Genomic DNA, 16,792 nt, shown 5'->3' with positions numbered 1-16,792 from the left:
AAAGAGGCCGAGACAAAAGTCTCTTACAGTCTTCAAATATCAAAGAACCCTGAAAGAATTGTATTTTAACAATTCTTTCAGGGTTTCTTCTTGTTTATAATCTTTATTTTTTCTTTCTTTTGTTATATTTTCGTAGATTATTGGCCATGAAGATCAGATTTGTTTCATTCTCTACATTGGCTTTTCCACGAACTGAAAATCGAGTGAACCTCAAATTGGCCTTCACCTGTCCGAAAGTTGGTTCTACATCAATTTTACGTTTACTATAAAATTGAGTACCTTCTTCTGACGAAAGCTTTTCTCTAATATTGAGTTTTTGCTCCTCGTACTCATAGTTAATGGAAAATGATTTTCTTCCATTTTTGTAATTTGAATCCGTCGATTTATAAATATGAGATAATCTTACGAATCCAGAATCAGTTTTTTGTCTACTAACATGACTGTACGCATAAATGGTCCCATCAGGATGTGTATAAGTGTTTTGATCTTCATCGTACATCCAATTATCTCTATTTTTATCCGAAAGTACATATTTCTTTTTCAGTTCCTTTTCGTACATGCCGTATTTAACCAAGCCAGTCCACCGGGACTGCTCTAAATATTCTAAGTTTTCTTGGCTACCATATCCTGCATCTGCGACAATGTAAGTCGTTGGTTGAATGGACTCTGGAAGAGACTGTACAAATGGGATGAGTGTTCTGGTATCCGTTGGGTTAGAGTAGACTTGGGTATGCAAAACAAACTGATTTTCAGTTGCGATTTGGATATTATAGCCTGGCTTCAATTGACCATTCATCATATGATCGTCTTTCATACGCATGAAAGTGGCATCTTTATCTGTTTTAGAAAAGCTGTTTCGACCATTAAATGTATCGTAGTGCTCTTCATATTTCTGTTCTCTAGGTATAAAATCTTTTTTTAATCTATTTCTATGTTTTTTCAAAGAGCGACGCTTTTTCTTCAATTGACTGAGTACTTCTTGTTCTTTTGAGTCAATGATTTCTGTCTCGACTTTTTCGAGTTCTTCTTGAAGCAGTTCATGTAATGACTGAATCTCTTCTTTAGAAAATTCCTGCTCTTGATCTTTTATGACCGCTTGGTCGATTAATGGTGTGATTTCTTCTTTATAATAGTGCACTTCTTTTTCTTTCAATAGACGATAAAACCGTTCAGTAGCTTTTTTCCACACAAAGGTATATTTATTGGCGTCTGCTTCAAACTTTGTACCATCTATAAATAATGCTTTTCCTTCAATCAGTTGTTCTTCTTTTAAACGAAGAGAAAACGTGCAATAGAGATCTTGTAAGATATCTTTAGTCACTTTTGATACTCTGAAACGATTGAGTGTACGGTAAGAGACCATAGTTTGTCCAGTCAACCACTGCATTGCTAGATTTTCTTGCATCATTTTTTCTATTTTTCGACCAGAAAAAATCCCCTCTGAATAGGCAAATAATAACGCTTTGAGTAGAACTTTCGGATGATAAGCCGGACGACCAAAGTCGTTTTCAATTAAACGATACTGCGAGTCATCTAAATCTTCCACAACTTGATGAATAGAGTAGACGATATGATTTTCTGGTAAGTAACAGTTCATTTCTAATGGCAAGGTTGTTTGGTTCATGGTATATTGAGTATACATAAGGAGCACCCTTTCTATGATTTGTTGTGGTGACTTTATTATATCAAAGCCGTGCTCCTTTTGCTTACATAAACAAATAAGAACCGCTGAAAATCTAAATTAGATTTTCAGTGGTTCTTATTATTTTACTGGGACTTTTGTCCCAGCCTGCCTATTTGATAGAATTATTAAGCTTCTTCAGCTACAACCGCTTCTTCTTTAGCAATAAACTTGAAGTATAGCTTCTCAACCACTAATGTTATGGCATTGTCACAAGAGACATTTGCAGCCGTTCCGAAACTATCTTGTGTCAGATATAACGTGATCAAAAGATTCCCTAAAATACCTGTTGGGTCGATCCCAACGATTGTCAAGAACGGTAAAGCAGACATGATCGCCCCACCAGGTGCCCCTGGCGCTGCAACCATTGCGATACCCAATGTTGCGATAAAACTGAACATCATACCTAGATTAACAGGCATATCATAAAGTGTCAGTACCGCAAATACACAAGAAACAATCGTTACCATACTTCCCAGCAAATGAATCGTTGCACATAACGGAATCATAAATTCACGAATTTTTCTTGAAACACCATTTTTACGTGCACACTCTATATTGATTGGGATTGTAGCTGCTGAAGATTGCGTACCAATCGCTGTAAAGTAACCCGGTATCTGGTTTTTTAGTAATTGAATTGGATTTTTCCGACGATAAATCCCTGCCACTGTAAACCAAAGGACAATCAATGTAATATGAAGCGTGATAACAATCAAGAAAACGCGCCAGAAAACAGAAAGAATACTGAAAACTTCTCCTGTATAGCTCAAGCTAACAAAATTCCCGAAAATAAAGAACGGTAATAAGGGAATAATTGCTGTATTTAATACTTTAACGATAATTAAATTAAATTCATCAAATACATGATACAAGGTTTCCCCTTTCCCTTGCGCTTTCAGCCATGAAATACTCATCCCCATAATAAAAGAAAAAGCGATAGCGGCTGTAACATCCAACATCGGTTCAAGTGGAATCTCGAATAAGGTCGTCAGACCTGCTCCAGCTTCTTGAACATCTGTACTACCCTGGGAATGGATAAACAAGGGAAAAACCGCTGAAGCGACAAAATAAGCAACCAGCCCGCCAAGGATCGTCGATCCATAAGAAATAACGGTTGCTAAACCAAGCAATTTACCGGCACCTTCTGTTAAATCTGAAATCCCTTTGACAATAAATCCAATGATCATCAATGGAATAATGAATGATAGCAAACTACTGAATACATTAGAGAAGGTTACTGGAATCCTCAGTAATACTGTTGGAATAAAAGATAATTGGCCTACGATCACGCCCAAAAGAATTGCTAAAAGTAGTTTAGGAACAAGCCCTAAGTTCACTTTTTTCATTTTCATCACACTCACTCCTTTTATTAGAATTTAAAAAATAAAATGTATTTTCACTATTTTATTACACATTATATTCAAAAACACTACTTTTCTTTATAACTAGTAATTTCCTACAAAAAAGAATAGTAACCCGCTTTGAAGACGGTTCACTCTGCTTCTCACCTTATATTCTTAAGATTAAATTGAGATCAGCCAGAACATACTGGCACCTACTGTTGCACCAATAAATGGTCCGACAATCATAATCCAAGCATAAGTCCCTTCTGAATCCCCTTTATTCGCAAATGGAAGCAATTGATGTGTAAGCGAGATTGACTGCGTATCAAATTTACTAAAAGTCTTCTATGAACGCATTACATAAAAAAAGACTTTCATTGTGCTACTGTTATCCAGCAACACAATGAAAGTCTATATTGTTTATTTGATGATAGTCGATTTCTTAACCCATGATAGATTGGTTGGCAGTGATAATCGCTGTTTTGTAAACATCTTCTTCGACACAACCACGTGATAAATCGGATACTGGTTTGTTCAATCCTTGTAAGATTGGTCCAACCGCTTCAAATCCACCTAAACGTTGTGCCATTTTATAACCAATGTTTCCTGACTGTAGTTCTGGGAATACGAACACAGTTGCTTCTCCAGCTACATTTGAACCTGGTGCTTTTTGCTGTGCTACTGCAGGTACAAAGGCAGAGTCAAACTGTAATTCACCATCGATTTCAAATTCAGGCGCCATTTCTTGTGCAAGTTTCGTAGCTTTCTGTACTTTTTCAACTTCTGGTGCATTTGCTGAACCTTTAGAAGAAAAGCTTAACATCGCTACTTTAGGTTCGATGTCGAACATTTTAGCTGTACGTGCACTCTCTACTGCAATTTCAGCTAAAACTTTTTCATCTGGATTGGGGTTGATTGCGCAATCTGCGAACAAGTATTTTTCTTGCTCTCTACCGCGTAACATGATGAACGCTCCAGAAGTACGACTTACACCAGGACGCGTTTTGATGATTTGTAATGCTGGACGAACCGTTTCACCTGTTGAGTGAATCGCACCACTTACAAGACCATCTGCAAGGTCCATGTATACAAGCATTGTTCCAAAGTAATTCACGTTTCTTAATTGTTCACGTGCTTGCTCTTCCGTTGCTTTTCCCTTACGACGTTCAACGAATGCTGCAACCATTTCGTCATATTTTTCATAAGTTTGAGGGTCAATGACTTCGATACTACCTAAATCAAAACCATGATCTTTAGCAGATTTTGCTACTTCTTCTTTATTTCCTAATAATACTGGGTTCAAAATCTTTTCTGACTGTAAACGAACTGCTGCCCCTAAGATACGCTCGTCATTCGCTTCCGGAAAGACGATCTTCAATTCTTTCCCTTGAATCTTTTGTTTCAAACTTTCAAATAGTTCCACTTCTAAATCCCTCCAAGTTTTCTTTTTACGCTCTCTATCATACCATTTCTTTTCACTATTTTACAGAGAAAGTCTTATACCATCACAGGGTCGGCTGGAAGTTCCCAGTCAATTGGTTTTTGCCCAGTTTCCTCTAATAGTGCATTCGTTTTTGAGAATGGTTTTGAACCAAAGAAACCTCTATAGGCTGCTAGTGGACTCGGGTGCACTGAAGTTAGCACATGGTGTCTCGTTTCATCAATTAAATTCCTTTTTTTCTGAGCTGGTGCACCCCACAGAATAAAGACGATTGGTTCTTCACGGTCATTTAATGAACGAATCACTTCATCTGTCAGCACTTCCCATCCTTGATTTTTGTGTGAATGTGCTTCTTTTGCTCGCACTGTTAATACAGTATTTAATAATAATACGCCTTGTTTCGCCCAGCTTTCCAGATAGCCATGAGTAACGGGTTCAATCCCTAAGTCATCCTGCAATTCTTTATAAATATTCCTAAGAGAAGGCGGCAATTTAACAGTCGGTTGTACTGAAAAAGCTAAACCGTGCGCTTGGTTCTCGCCATGATAGGGATCTTGTCCTAAGATTACTGCTTTGACACTGTGATAGGGTGTCCACTCAAAAGCTTGCCAAATCTGCTCCTTCTTAGGATAAATCGTTTGTTGGTTATATTCATCTACTAAAAAAGTTCTTAATGCTTGATAAGATTCTTTTTCTGCAGCTTTTTCTAATATGGGTTTCCAGTCATTTTCTACCGGTATAGGCATTTCAATCGCTCCTTTGCTTGCTGACGTTTATCAACTATATTGATTGTAACAAACCTTACCGGATCTTTTCTAAGTATACACAGTAAAAGAGTTTATTTTTTACGGCAATCTGTTAGACTTAAAGATGAAACTATTATTGGAGGAATTACATTATGATTAAACTGATCGCTTCGGATATGGATGGGACGCTTTTAAATGACCATATCGATATTTCACTTTCAAATGCTCAAGCCATTAAACGAGCACAGTCTCAAGGCATCCACTTTATTATCGCTACTGGAAGAGACTTCCCCATGGCTAAACATCCTTTGAAAGAGCACAATATCGAGTGTCCGATCGTCGCACTCAATGGCGCACAACTTTTTGATGTGGAAGGAAACAATTTATACAATAAAGGTTTAGAAAAAAGTACCGTCAGAAAGATAAGAAGTATTCTTTCCCAATACCCTGATCTTCATGAAGAGTTGATGACAAACGATGGTATTTATTCCAACGACCGCGATAAAAGGTTAGCAACCATTGCCTCAATGCTCGCTGATTTAAATCCTGACATCTCCTATGAAGAAGCAATGGAAAATGCTATCAGTCACGCGGAAGAAAACAATGTCAAGTTTGTTGAAAGCTTTGATACGATCTTAGAAGACGACCATATCGTCATCTTAAAACTTTCTGCCCATACTGAAGAAGGCGCAACGGTATTAGACCCCTTAAAAGAACAGTTAATGAATGAAGTGCCTAAATTGGCTATCACTGCTTCAAGTAAAAAAAATATTGAAATCAATCATGAATCTGCGCAAAAAGGTACTGCTGTTGCTCAATACGCCAAAAAATTAGGGATCAAAGCAGACGAAGTAATGACCATTGGTGATAATATCAATGATCTATCTATGCTGAAGTGGGCAAAATACGGCACTGCTGTGGCCAATGCCGTTCCAGAAGCAAAGGAAGCTGCTAGCTATACCACTTCTAGTAACTCTCAAAATGGTGTTGCGGAAGCTATTTCTAGAGTTTTAAGTGGAAAAATTTACAAAGATTAACGAGTTGACCACAAAGCAGTCATTTGCTTTGTGGTCTTTGTATATTAAATAGACCTTGTTTCCCTATCAAGTAGCTTTCTTTTTTTGTGACATATGATAGAATGATAAGAATAAAGAGATTTAATCTTAATCGTTCATTGGAGGAAATTATTTTGATTCAACAACCTAAGATTACATTAACAATTGCCGGAAATGATGCTAGCGGTGGCGCTGGTATCGGTGCTGACTTAAAAACATTCGCAGAATTTGGCACATACGGGATAGCTGCTTTAACTGTTATCGCAACAATGGATCCAGAAAATAACTGGAGTCATGGTGTTACACCAATTGATGCTGAAATCGTCAGAACACAACTGATTACAGCAACGGCCGGTCCTTCGATCGATGCTCTAAAAACCGGCATGCTTCCAAATGTTCCTGTCATTGAAGTGATTGCAGAAACCATTAAAGAAAAACAATTGAAAAACCTCGTTGTAGATCCAGTTATGGTCTGCAAAGGCGAAACGGAAGTTTTAAATCCTGAGAATGCAGAAGCTTTGAGAGATTTACTCGTACCCCTAGCTACCATCGTTACACCGAACCTATTCGAGGCTGGTCAACTTTCTGGCCTTGGCACACTTAAAAATCTGGATGACATGAAAGAAGCAGCAAAACTTATTCATGAAAAAGGGGCAGAATATGTAGTCATTAAAGGCGGAAAAGCCCTAGAAGGTGATAAAGCTACTGACTTGTACTTTGATGGTTCAGACTTCACTGTTTTAGAAGCAGACAAAGTCGAAAAAGCGACCAATCATGGCGCTGGTTGTACCTTTGCTGCCGCGATCACTTCTGGTCTTGCACAAGGACTAGAGCCAAAAGAAGCTGTTATAAAAGCAAAAGATTTTGTTACAGCGGCTATTAAAAATGGTTTTGAATATAATCAATTTGTTGGATCTGTTTTCCATAGTGGTTACAGATTAGAACAAGGAAAAAGTATTTAATTGATAGCTATGCCCAAAACCGACGAAACACACTTTATCTAAAATGTGTTTCGTCGGTTTTTTATAGTCTATCTGATTTAAAGGTCATCAAAAGGTAACATCTTGTCTTTTTATTACGTTATTAGTCGTAAGGACGATATCAAAATAGAAAGGAAGGATCGTGTGGAACCTGGTACTGAAATCTTCATTACCGTGATTGGGATGATTGAGAATGTTGGATTTCCGATTTTTATCTCTCTCTTTCTTTTACACCGTATGGAGGCAAAGTTGAACGCTGTCGTACAGGCTGTCAATCAACTAACTGCTGTACTGACACAAAAGCATACGTAATTATCAAAAGTCGCAGCCAGTTGTTGCGACTTTTTTTATGAGAGCATCATGACTTATTCTACTTTCTCTATAATAGTGACCTATTCGATTTTTGAAGTATCGGTGGTATAATAATAGTAATTGCAAAAGGTCCACAGAGAAAACGAATGCAGAGGTGAAAAAAATGGTTCGTCTGTTTATTAATCATGCTTACATGACCATGCAAAATCGAATGATCGTCAAATCTGCTTCTGGACAAAACACCTACTTAATCGTGGGAAAATGGGGGCGCGCCAGAGATTCCTTATCTTTGTATGCAATGAATGGCGATAGACTCGTAGAAGCTAAGCAAACATTGCTATCACTATTTCCAAAATTTGAATTTTATATAGATGATGAAAAGAAAGCTTCCGTTAAAAAGATCCCTGGGATTCAAGGATTAAAGAAACCTTATTATATCGTTAGTCGACTAAACTGGATGGTTACTGGCGATTTTATCGAGCAAAAATATGTTGTTAGAGGACCTTCCGGTGTGATTATGCGCATGGAAAAAAACCACTCTTATCAAGGAGATTTTTATGCACTTACCATTGAGGAAGACGCGTACGCACCCTTGTGCTGTCTACTTGCGGTCATTATTGACCACTATTCTTCACAAAGAGATTCTATTTGGCAACAATATAAAAAAGAAAAATACAGCTTAAGTTTTATGCATCCGTTTCAACTATTCGATTCTTGCAAATAAGACCAATATTTTGCACATGCTTGTTATCTGTGAGAAAATATGTTTAAGAAATTACAGGAGGACGTTACCTATGGAATTAAGTATCAAACCAGCTGCACAGAAAAAGTTAACGAATATATTAGAAAACCATTCCGGTAAACTGATGCTTCATTATCATGAAGATTTTCAAGGTTCTTATGCTTGTAGCATCCGAGGCGTTTTTCAAATTAAAATCACGCAAGCTATACCAGAAACGGCTGAAGCACTAGATTCACCACTAGGCTCAATTTATATTGAGCCAGAAAACAAACAATTTCTTGACGAAAATCCAACGATCGACTTTTTAGAAGACATGAACACATTCCAGTTAAAAGGACGTTCAGGATTGCTTGTGGATAATTTACGTGTAGTGACAAATTAATGTTAAAGCCAAAAAAGCTTGGTATGATTCGGTTTAAACCCTATCATGCCAAGCTTTTTTATGCTTCTTATTTTTTCCCTCTGTCAGAGTGATTAAATTCTGCTAACTCCGCCAATAGAATCTCTATAAACACCAAAAAGATTGCTTGATCGTCTAAAAAACGATCTGTCGCTCGAGAAATCAGTGGCAAGGTAATGACAATATCAAAATATTTATTGATTGGACTGTTTGGTGTCATCGTAATCAATATACTACTCGTATCATTTTGTTGAACTTGCTTTGCAATATCTTCATAATAGGACATGCCTCTAATCGAAAAGACGATAACCAAGTCTTTTTCTGTCAATGAGTTAACGATATCATTCATCAAGATAGGGTCAGATACATACTCGCTGTCCATCCCAATCTTTGCCATCCTCATTCTTAACTGCTGTGCAGAAAGTCCCGTTCGATTATTCCCAAAAATCTTTGTTTTCTCGGCATTAAACATCGTTTGACACAGCTGTTCTATATCTTCATCCGTAAGATTTTGCGACACTTGTTTAATGGATTCACTGTAAGCAGATGTAATCGATTGGCTAATTGATTGGTGCTCATCGGCTTTCTCTTTGTGTGCAATTAAGTACTTAGATAAAGAGAATCTGAATTCTGCATACCCCTGATACCCGATTTTCTGACATAAGCGGATGAAGGCTGATTTAGAAGAACTAGCAGCCTCGGCTATTTCATCCGCAGAATATTGAACGATTCTTATTGGATCTTTCAATATAAATTCTGCGATTCTCTTTTCTGCTTTTGTAAATGTCTCTAGGTTAGATTCAATGACGCTTATTGGATTCATCTCGTTCACCTCCTTTTCATTATACCATTTAATCTATTCAATGATAGCTTTTGGAATGAATTTCATTTTTAATTGAAATTAATTCCAATTTATAGTATAACTATATTAAGTACTTCAAAACACTCAACAGGATTATACATCCTTTACCCTATCGAGCAATCATTTTATATCAGGAGGATATTATGAAAAAATCGGCATTATATTGGAAACTTTTCACTTCTACCTTATACCTTAGTTCATTTACTTTCGGCGGTGGCTACGTGATCGTGCCACTTATGGAAAAGAAATTTGTTCAAGAATTAAATTGGATCGATGAAGATGAGATGCTAGATCTCATCTCTATCAGTCAGTCATCACCAGGTTCTTTAGCTGTCAACGCTTCTATATTGATTGGATACCGTATGGCAGGTTTCTTGGGGGCAATGACGACCGTTCTAGGTACAATCCTAGCCCCACTAACCATCATTACTTTGTTGTCATTCGTTTACAATGTTGTTCGAGATAATCCTATCGTCTCAAATCTATTACTCGGTATGCAAGCTGGTGTTGCAGCGATAATCGTTCATGTCGTATATAGCATGGGCATGCGTATTATTCGCCGAAAAGAAGTTATTCCAGTACTGGTCATGATAGCTGCACTGATAGCCGGTATTCTATTTAATGTAAATATTCTATACTTATTATTTTTCAGTGGCGTCATCGGCGGCATAGCGACCTTTTATCAATTGCGCACTGAAGAGAAAGGTGGTCAATCATGATTTATCTTGAACTTTTTATCAGCTTTTTCCAAATCGGTCTTTTTAGTTTTGGTGGTGGCTATGCGGCTTTACCACTGATTGAACAGCAAATTATTGATAATAGAGGGTGGATGACTGCCCAACAATTTATTGATGTACTAACGATTTCTGAAATGACCCCAGGCTCAATCGCCATCAACGCTGCAACCTTTGTTGGTAACCAAGTTGGCGGTATCTTTGGAGGGATCGTAGCAACAATTGGTGTAACCTTACCTTCAATTATGATTGTTTTGACACTCGCTTATATTTACTTTAAATATCGCAATATCAAGATGGTCCAAGGTGTTATCATGGGTCTTCGTCCTGCTGTCGTTGCCTTAATCGCTTCAGCAGGATTAACGATTCTATTGGCCGCTTTCTTTGGAGAAAGTAGTGGCATCCAGATCAGCAACCTTAACTGGATCTCTGTAGCTTTGTTCTCACTTGGTTTGTTCTTGATCACTAAATACAAATTAAGTCCAATTCAAGTCATGCTGACTACCGGCGTGCTTGGTGTTCTCATTTATAGTATCGTTTGAGCATAAAAATAGACAGCTAACGTAGAAAAACGCTAGCTGTCTATTTTTTTATAGATTTTTTTGCATATGATCGTAGCGATGACCAGCAATGGTCAATTCTTTCATTTTCGTGAATCCCTGCTGTTCGTATAACTTTTTAGCTCTAGGATTTTCGTGATCGACATTCAAACCAATTTTAGTTTGACCAGATAGTTTTGCACTTTGATACGCTGCCTGAAGCAACTGTCTACCTATCCCTTGCCCTCTAAAGGATTCATGCACAACTAATGAATCTAAATACCATTCTCCAGCCATTGTTTCTTGAGGATAAAATGTTTGAAAGAGGGGCAATGCATGTTTTTCAAGAATAGGTTGTAGTTCGCGATCATTTGCTTCACTCATTTCACCTGGATAGCCAAAACAAAACCCCGCAATCTCTCCGTCTATATCACTGACGATAGCATGCTTAAAACTGTGCCGATAAGCCTCTTGTTTAGTAGCTTCTATAAGCGCAACTTTGAGTTTATCCCACGAAACTTGCTTCATGATCGGTAACGCCATATCTAGTAAGATGACTTTAAACAACTCGACGATTGCTTCTGAATCTTCTACTTTTGCCTCTCTGATCATCTCGTTCCCTACTTTCTTATGACTGATAATCTGCTAAAGTTTCCTTGATTCGCTCAGCCACGGCTTCTGGAATGCCCAGCTTTGTGATTTCTGTCATTTCTGCTTCTTTTAATCGTTTCATTGATTTGAAGTGCCGTAGTATCTTAGTACGTGTTTTAGGGCCAACGCCTTCGACATCGTCCAATCTAGAGGTGAAACTATTTTTACTTCTGACATTACGATGGAAAGTGATGGCGAATCGATGGACTTCTTCTTGTATCCTTTGTACAAGATGAAAAGCTTGGCTTCGAGGATTGAGAACCACCGTTTCAAGTACATCTCCAAAAATCAAACTAGCTGTACGGTGTTTGTTGTCTTTAACCATTCCCGCCACAGGAATGGATAGCCCTAATTCATTTATTAAGACATCTACCGCTGCATTCACTTGGACTTTCCCACCATCCATCAAAATCAAATCCGGCAAAGGTTTACCTTCTTTGAGCAAGCGGCTATATCTTCTCCTAATCACTTCTTGTGTTGTTGCAGCCTCGTTACTTCCGATAACTGTTTTAATCTTATATTTACGGTAATTTGTTTTATCTGGTTTACCATCTTTAAATGAAACCATTGCAGAAACAGGATTTGAACCTTGAATGTTTGAGTGGTCAAATGACTCAATGGTCTCAATATAAGGCAAGCCCATCGCTTCTGATAACTCTTGGATTGCACCAGTTGTTTTACGCTGATTCATTTCAATCAGTCTAAACTTCTCTTTTAATGATAATTCACTGTTCTTACCCGTCAAATCGAGTAGTTCTTTTTTACGACCTTGCTTAGGACTCATCACCCGCGCTTCTATTGCACTGCCTAACATTTCCTTGTCGACTGTTTCCGGAACATAAATTTCTTTTGGCATAATATTATTTTCGTTTTCGTAATACTGTAAAATAAAGCTCATAAGCTCTTCTTCTGGTGGTCCATAACAAGGAAACATTGTCGCATCTCGTTTGATGAGTGTAGCTTGTCTGACAAAGAATACTTGAATGGAAATCCAGCCTTTATCCATGTAGTAATTAAAGAAATCTCGAGGCATGAAACTATTAGTAATAATCGACTGTTTTTCAACCGTTTTTTCAATATAAGCGATTTGATCTCTAAATTCAGCTGCCCGCTCGTAATTCATATCTTCTGCTGCTTCATCCATTTGCTGTTTCAAATCACGTTTGATATCATGCACATTTCCATTCAAAAAAGAACGAATCTTACGAATCTGCTGATCGTATTCTTCTTTTGGAATTTCATGATCACAAGGACCGATACATTGTCCAATGTGATAATACAGACACGCTCGTTTCTGATGTCCGTTACATTTTCTTAGAGGATAGATTTTCATGATCAGTTGTTGGGTTTCGGAGGCCGCGTAGACGTCTGGATATGGTCCAAAGTAGTGGGCACCATCTTTTACGACCTCAGATGTAATGATTAATTTAGGATCTTTTTCGTTTGTAATCTTAAGATAAGGATAACTTGTCCCTCTCTTAAGGCGGATATTATATTTAGGCTGATGTTTTTGTATCAGCGTGACTTCTAATAAAAGCGCCTCTTTGTCGGAACCCGTAATAATCGTTTCAAAATCTTCAATATCTCTTACCAGGCGTTCAGTTTTCCCTTCATGAGAACCTCTAAAATAGGAACGTACTCTATTTTTAAGGTTTTTCGCTTTACCGATATAAATGATCTGATCATTTTTATCTTTCATGATATAACAGCCTGGTAGATCCGGCAGTAAGCTCAATTTGTTGTCAATTAGTTCAACGGACAAAGAAACACCTCCTTTTTGTTCATTATTCTGTTATTTTTCGTCAAATAAATAAAGTTCATAAAATTGATTATAATCCGACTTGCCAACTTCCACACCTTTATATACGAATAATTTACCTAATTCGTGTTCCCCAGTCTTTAATTGACGAGCAATCTCATCACCAATTTCCGTATATAGCTTATCTTGGGCATCATCAGATAGTGAGCCATTTTGTGCTTCCCATTCTTGTAAAAATCGTTCTTCATCTTTACCTTTATAAAATTCAATTTCGTTTAAAGCCATGTCATTTCCTCTTTTCAGGTGGTGTTTTTATTTATAATATGATTTAAGTCAATACCTTTATTTTAGCAGAAATGGGAACGTTTGTCAGGTATAGGCAGTCATGCATAAGTTCCTCTTTTAGTAGTTGTCAAGACTTCGTCAATTCTATCCACTAAATCAACGCAACAAAAAAACGACTACTTTTAGTGTAGTCGTTTTTATATTCAACCTGATTAGTTCAAGATTTTTATGGTAATATTTTTTCTTCCCCAAGCATAGGCTTCTGCTACTGTTGAGAAGTGAATATCGATTTTATTTCCTTTGATCGCGCTACCTGTATCTCCAGCGATGTATGTTCCTTTTCCAGGAATTTCTACTGTTGAGCCTAGTGGAATAACGGAAGGATCTACTGCAATCACTCTTGGATTGACTCTTAAGTCAATACCAGTAGCTGTATGTGTACTCAAATTCGCTTGCTTAGTTGAGTAACCTGTTGCACTTACTTGAATCGTTTTACCATTTAAGCTTTCAACTTTTTCTTCAGCTGGTTTTTCAGTTTTAGCTGGTTCAGCCTTTACTTCTGCTGCGACTACTTTATCCTCTGAATCACTAGAAGATGTAGAAACAACTGCTTCTTCTTTCACACTTTCTTGTTCTTTTGCTTCTTTAGCTGCGAGTGCTTCCGCTTCTTTGATTGACTCTTGACGAGCTGCTTCACGTGCCGCTTCAATCTTCGCTACTTCATCAGCTTCCTTGTCTTGTAATTGCGTCAATTGGGTTTTGTTCGTTTGAACTAGCTTTTCTAAATCAGCAATTTTTCCATCGTAAGTCGACTTTTGTTCTGAAACAAGTTCAAGATCTGACTTTAATGATTCTTTTTGTGTTACTAGCTGTTCTTGCATATCAGCTAATGTCTCTACTTCTACTTGCGCTTCTTCAATCTGTTGGTTACCAGCATCAGTCAACTGAATAACTACCATTGCACGATTTAGGAGATCTGTGATGCTCTCTGCTTCTAAAATAGCTACTACTATATTATTTGTTGCTTCACTTTTTTGAAGCGCTTGTAATCTTTCACCTGCTTGTTCTAATCTTGCTTCAACAAGCTCCTCTTGTTCACTGATTTCCACTTCTTTTAACTGAATCGTTTCTTCCTTTTCAGCAATTTCCGTATTCAATCCTTCAATCTTTTCGCTTAAAGCACTCGTCTCTTCCAATGCTTTACCGACTTCTCTTTGTAGTGAACTAATATCGCCTTGCTTTTGTTCTTGTTGCTGACGAATGTTATCCAGTGAATCTGCTGAAACATGTTGCGATGTCAATAATTGTGTAATGCCCATAGCGATTACAGCAAACCCCGTTATCCATTTCTTCATGGCTTGTAAGAACAACCCTTTCCTAAATAAATTTATCCTGCTAAAAAAAATTGTATAATTGCACTTTGCTTTGCAATTATACATAGAAATCTTTCACTTAACATTGCGATTATCTTACAATTTATTACAAAGCCTTCTTATTTCGGGTACAGAACACTTGGTCTCTCTTATTTTTCGTAACTTAAGATGCTGTCAGCACACATTTCTACACGTTTGTAATGTTTTTGTAATATATTCTGTTTTTTTCGACAAATTAAGCTTATTTTCGGTATGATAAGTAAGAAAGCACGTATATCGAAAGACAAGGAGATCGCTTACATGGTAAATCAGAGAATCGGATTGATCGACGTAGGATCGAATACGATCAGACTCGTTATTTTCGAAATAGATCAAAATCAGACAATCACAGAATTACAGAATATTAAAACGCCTGCACGACTTGTCCAATATTTAGATACGGACAGCACAATGAGTAAAAAAGGAATCGATGTCCTCGTAGCAGCACTTGAAAGCTTTACAGAAATCGCAGAGCGATATCACATCGAAACCATGATTCCAGTAGCAACTGCTGCCATCAGAAGATCTAAAAATGCAAAAGCTATTTTAAAGACAGTGAAATCAAAAACGGATCTAGCATTAAGAATCCTTAATGAAGAAGAGGAAGCGTTTTACGGCAACTATGCAGTTAGACATACCATGGATATCAGAGATGGCGTAACGATCGATATTGGTGGCGGTAGTACGGAACTGACTTTATTCAAAGACAAACAAGTCGTTGACTCTCACAGCTTCCCGTTCGGCGTCGTCAGCTTAAAGAAAGATTTCTTTGAAGGTAAAGATCATAATGATAAGAAAGCGATTGAAAAAGCACGTAAATGGGTGAAGGAACAGTTTACTACATTAGATTGGCTACCAGACGTTAATGTTCCACTGATTGGTATTGGCGGTTCTGCTCGAAACCTTGCAGATGTTCACCAGCGCCAGCATGATTATCCGATAGCTGGTATTCATGGCTATACAATGTCCGGTAATGAATTAGAAGAAACATTTGATCTGATCGCTGATACTTCTTTGAAACAGTTATCAAAATTAGATGGTTTAAATGAAGACCGTAAAGATATTATTATCCCAGCTGGACTTGTATTTTTGGAGCTATTCGATTTTATGGACTCCACTGAATTTGCAATCAGCAGTCGTGGTCTGCGAGAAGGACTCGTTATCGATTATATCAATCGAACAGACAATCAACCTTATGAGCTATACGACATTAAACGCCAGACAGTCGAACGCATGGCCAAACGGTATCATGTTCGTGCAATTGGTGCTTATCAGCGAATTCTCTTGTCAGACCGCTTGTTGAACCTGTTGAAAGATAAAGAAATCATCTCAGTTGACGAAGCGCACTTGATTTTAGTCCATTATGCAGCTTCCTTATACTATCTTGGTAGTTATATTGAAGACGACTCAAAATCTCAACATACTTTTTACATTATTTCAAATAGTAATCTTCATGGATTCAACCATCAAGATCGTGTTCGCCTAGCGTTATTAGCCAGCTACAAAAATAAATCGCTTTTTCATCAGTACATTAAAACTGTTGATGACTGGTTCAGTGAAGAAGAAAAAGAGACACTGTTACATCTTGGTAGTATCATAAAATTTGCTGAAGCGCTAAATGACTCTCACGTGAATCTGGTCAAAGATATTCAATTATTTAAAAACAAAGATAAGAACATCGAAGACAAATATGAACTAACCGTTACCTATAACGGAGACGTTGTTACCGAAAAATATCGCGCAAACAAACATAAAAATCATTTGGAGCGTGTTCTGGGCGACACGGTACACATCACTTTTAAAAGCGAATCAGATCAATAAGAACCACTCATTCATTTATTCGGAGGGAA

17 protein-coding genes are annotated in these 16,792 nt (G+C 37.5%); 8 read left to right on the top strand and 9 right to left on the bottom strand.

What is annotated here, in order from left to right:
- Positions 1–103: 103 nt before the first annotated feature.
- The 4 genes from J5J05_RS08815 to J5J05_RS08800 form a co-directional block, all read right to left on the bottom strand.
- On the bottom strand, positions 104–1,642 hold the full coding sequence (locus tag J5J05_RS08815) for an IS1182 family transposase (protein ID WP_208559852.1): 1,539 nt from the start codon (positions 1,640–1,642) through the stop codon (positions 104–106).
- A 167-nt stretch (positions 1,643–1,809) separates the two neighbouring features.
- Entirely contained in the window at positions 1,810–3,033 is a 1,224-nt protein-coding gene (locus J5J05_RS08810) for a dicarboxylate/amino acid:cation symporter (protein WP_341868516.1), read from the bottom strand.
- A 433-nt stretch (positions 3,034–3,466) separates the two neighbouring features.
- Positions 3,467–4,447 carry a phosphate acetyltransferase gene (gene pta / locus J5J05_RS08805; protein ID WP_208560315.1) on the bottom strand — a complete coding sequence of 327 codons (981 nt, stop codon included), beginning with the start codon at positions 4,445–4,447 and terminating at the stop codon, positions 3,467–3,469.
- 74 nt (positions 4,448–4,521) lie between these two features.
- Positions 4,522–5,211, bottom strand: coding sequence for a uracil-DNA glycosylase (locus tag J5J05_RS08800; protein WP_208560314.1), 690 nt, complete (start codon positions 5,209–5,211; stop codon positions 4,522–4,524).
- A gap of 152 nt (positions 5,212–5,363) precedes the next feature.
- On the opposite strand from J5J05_RS08800, the gene J5J05_RS08795 reads away from it, so the two are divergent.
- The 5 genes from J5J05_RS08795 (at position 5,364) to J5J05_RS08775 (ending at position 8,682) form a co-directional block, all read left to right on the top strand.
- Complete coding sequence (locus J5J05_RS08795) at positions 5,364–6,248, top strand: Cof-type HAD-IIB family hydrolase (protein ID WP_208560313.1); 885 nt, start codon at positions 5,364–5,366, stop codon at positions 6,246–6,248.
- Positions 6,249–6,403: 155 nt separating this feature from the next.
- Positions 6,404–7,228, top strand: coding sequence for a bifunctional hydroxymethylpyrimidine kinase/phosphomethylpyrimidine kinase (gene thiD / locus J5J05_RS08790; RefSeq protein ID WP_425270355.1), 825 nt, complete (start codon positions 6,404–6,406; stop codon positions 7,226–7,228).
- A gap of 162 nt (positions 7,229–7,390) precedes the next feature.
- The gene (locus tag J5J05_RS08785) at positions 7,391–7,558 is read left to right on the top strand and encodes a YvrJ family protein (protein WP_341868515.1); all 168 of its coding nucleotides are present in this window, start codon (positions 7,391–7,393) and stop codon (positions 7,556–7,558) included.
- Between the two features lie 163 nt (positions 7,559–7,721).
- A complete protein-coding gene (locus J5J05_RS08780; RefSeq protein WP_208560311.1) occupies positions 7,722–8,282 on the top strand; it encodes an LURP-one-related/scramblase family protein in 561 nt (186 codons plus the stop codon).
- 70 nt (positions 8,283–8,352) lie between these two features.
- On the top strand, positions 8,353–8,682 hold the full coding sequence (locus tag J5J05_RS08775) for an iron-sulfur cluster biosynthesis family protein (RefSeq protein WP_208560310.1): 330 nt from the start codon (positions 8,353–8,355) through the stop codon (positions 8,680–8,682).
- 67 nt (positions 8,683–8,749) lie between these two features.
- Here J5J05_RS08775 and J5J05_RS08770 read toward each other — a convergent pair whose 3' ends face one another.
- Positions 8,750–9,523 carry a MurR/RpiR family transcriptional regulator gene (locus tag J5J05_RS08770; RefSeq protein ID WP_208560309.1) on the bottom strand — a complete coding sequence of 258 codons (774 nt, stop codon included), beginning with the start codon at positions 9,521–9,523 and terminating at the stop codon, positions 8,750–8,752.
- A gap of 182 nt (positions 9,524–9,705) precedes the next feature.
- Here J5J05_RS08770 and J5J05_RS08765 point away from each other — a divergent pair, with 182 nt between their 5' ends.
- Together J5J05_RS08765 and J5J05_RS08760 are read left to right on the top strand one after the other, a co-directional pair.
- Positions 9,706–10,281, top strand: a complete 576-nt coding sequence (locus tag J5J05_RS08765; RefSeq protein WP_208560308.1) for a chromate transporter — start codon at positions 9,706–9,708, stop codon at positions 10,279–10,281.
- Positions 10,278–10,838, top strand: coding sequence for a chromate transporter (locus tag J5J05_RS08760; protein ID WP_208560307.1), 561 nt, complete (start codon positions 10,278–10,280; stop codon positions 10,836–10,838). The genes J5J05_RS08765 and J5J05_RS08760 overlap by 4 nt, the downstream gene beginning before the upstream one ends.
- Before the next feature lie 48 nt (positions 10,839–10,886).
- On the opposite strand, the gene J5J05_RS08755 is transcribed toward J5J05_RS08760, so the two are convergent.
- The 4 genes from J5J05_RS08755 to J5J05_RS08740 form a co-directional block, all read right to left on the bottom strand.
- Positions 10,887–11,447, bottom strand: coding sequence for a GNAT family N-acetyltransferase (locus J5J05_RS08755; RefSeq protein WP_208560306.1), 561 nt, complete (start codon positions 11,445–11,447; stop codon positions 10,887–10,889).
- A gap of 16 nt (positions 11,448–11,463) precedes the next feature.
- The gene (gene uvrC, locus J5J05_RS08750; protein WP_208560305.1) at positions 11,464–13,248 is read right to left on the bottom strand and encodes an excinuclease ABC subunit UvrC; all 1,785 of its coding nucleotides are present in this window, start codon (positions 13,246–13,248) and stop codon (positions 11,464–11,466) included.
- 30 nt (positions 13,249–13,278) lie between these two features.
- Positions 13,279–13,530, bottom strand: a complete 252-nt coding sequence (locus J5J05_RS08745) for a hypothetical protein (RefSeq protein WP_208560304.1) — start codon at positions 13,528–13,530, stop codon at positions 13,279–13,281.
- Between the two features lie 212 nt (positions 13,531–13,742).
- Complete coding sequence (locus tag J5J05_RS08740; protein WP_208560303.1) at positions 13,743–14,885, bottom strand: 3D domain-containing protein; 1,143 nt, start codon at positions 14,883–14,885, stop codon at positions 13,743–13,745.
- 318 nt (positions 14,886–15,203) lie between these two features.
- Here J5J05_RS08740 and J5J05_RS08735 point away from each other — a divergent pair, with 318 nt between their 5' ends.
- The gene (locus tag J5J05_RS08735) at positions 15,204–16,763 is read left to right on the top strand and encodes a Ppx/GppA family phosphatase (RefSeq protein WP_208560302.1); all 1,560 of its coding nucleotides are present in this window, start codon (positions 15,204–15,206) and stop codon (positions 16,761–16,763) included.
- Positions 16,764–16,792: the final 29 nt, after the last annotated feature.

The organism is Marinilactibacillus kalidii, assembly GCF_017599325.1.
In the GTDB taxonomy this organism is placed as follows: Bacteria; Bacillota; Bacilli; order Lactobacillales; family Carnobacteriaceae_A; genus Marinilactibacillus; species Marinilactibacillus kalidii.
Note: the sequence above shows the minus strand (reverse complement) of the source record. Positions and strands in the feature narration are given on the sequence as shown.

Coding starts and splice junctions, on each gene's coding strand:
- J5J05_RS08740 (WP_208560303.1), bottom strand. CDS start 14,885: ATGAAGAAATGGATAACGGGGTTTGCTGTAATCGCTATGGGCATTACA.
- J5J05_RS08800 (WP_208560314.1), bottom strand. CDS start 5,211: ATGCCTATACCGGTAGAAAATGACTGGAAACCCATATTAGAAAAAGCT.
- J5J05_RS08815 (WP_208559852.1), bottom strand. CDS start 1,642: ATGTATACTCAATATACCATGAACCAAACAACCTTGCCATTAGAAATG.
- J5J05_RS08735 (WP_208560302.1), top strand. CDS start 15,204: ATGGTAAATCAGAGAATCGGATTGATCGACGTAGGATCGAATACGATC.
- J5J05_RS08780 (WP_208560311.1), top strand. CDS start 7,722: ATGGTTCGTCTGTTTATTAATCATGCTTACATGACCATGCAAAATCGA.
- J5J05_RS08755 (WP_208560306.1), bottom strand. CDS start 11,447: ATGATCAGAGAGGCAAAAGTAGAAGATTCAGAAGCAATCGTCGAGTTG.
- J5J05_RS08745 (WP_208560304.1), bottom strand. CDS start 13,530: ATGGCTTTAAACGAAATTGAATTTTATAAAGGTAAAGATGAAGAACGA.
- J5J05_RS08765 (WP_208560308.1), top strand. CDS start 9,706: ATGAAAAAATCGGCATTATATTGGAAACTTTTCACTTCTACCTTATAC.
- J5J05_RS08810 (WP_341868516.1), bottom strand. CDS start 3,033: ATGAAAATGAAAAAAGTGAACTTAGGGCTTGTTCCTAAACTACTTTTA.
- J5J05_RS08760 (WP_208560307.1), top strand. CDS start 10,278: ATGATTTATCTTGAACTTTTTATCAGCTTTTTCCAAATCGGTCTTTTT.
- J5J05_RS08795 (WP_208560313.1), top strand. CDS start 5,364: ATGATTAAACTGATCGCTTCGGATATGGATGGGACGCTTTTAAATGAC.
- J5J05_RS08770 (WP_208560309.1), bottom strand. CDS start 9,523: ATGAATCCAATAAGCGTCATTGAATCTAACCTAGAGACATTTACAAAA.
- J5J05_RS08775 (WP_208560310.1), top strand. CDS start 8,353: ATGGAATTAAGTATCAAACCAGCTGCACAGAAAAAGTTAACGAATATA.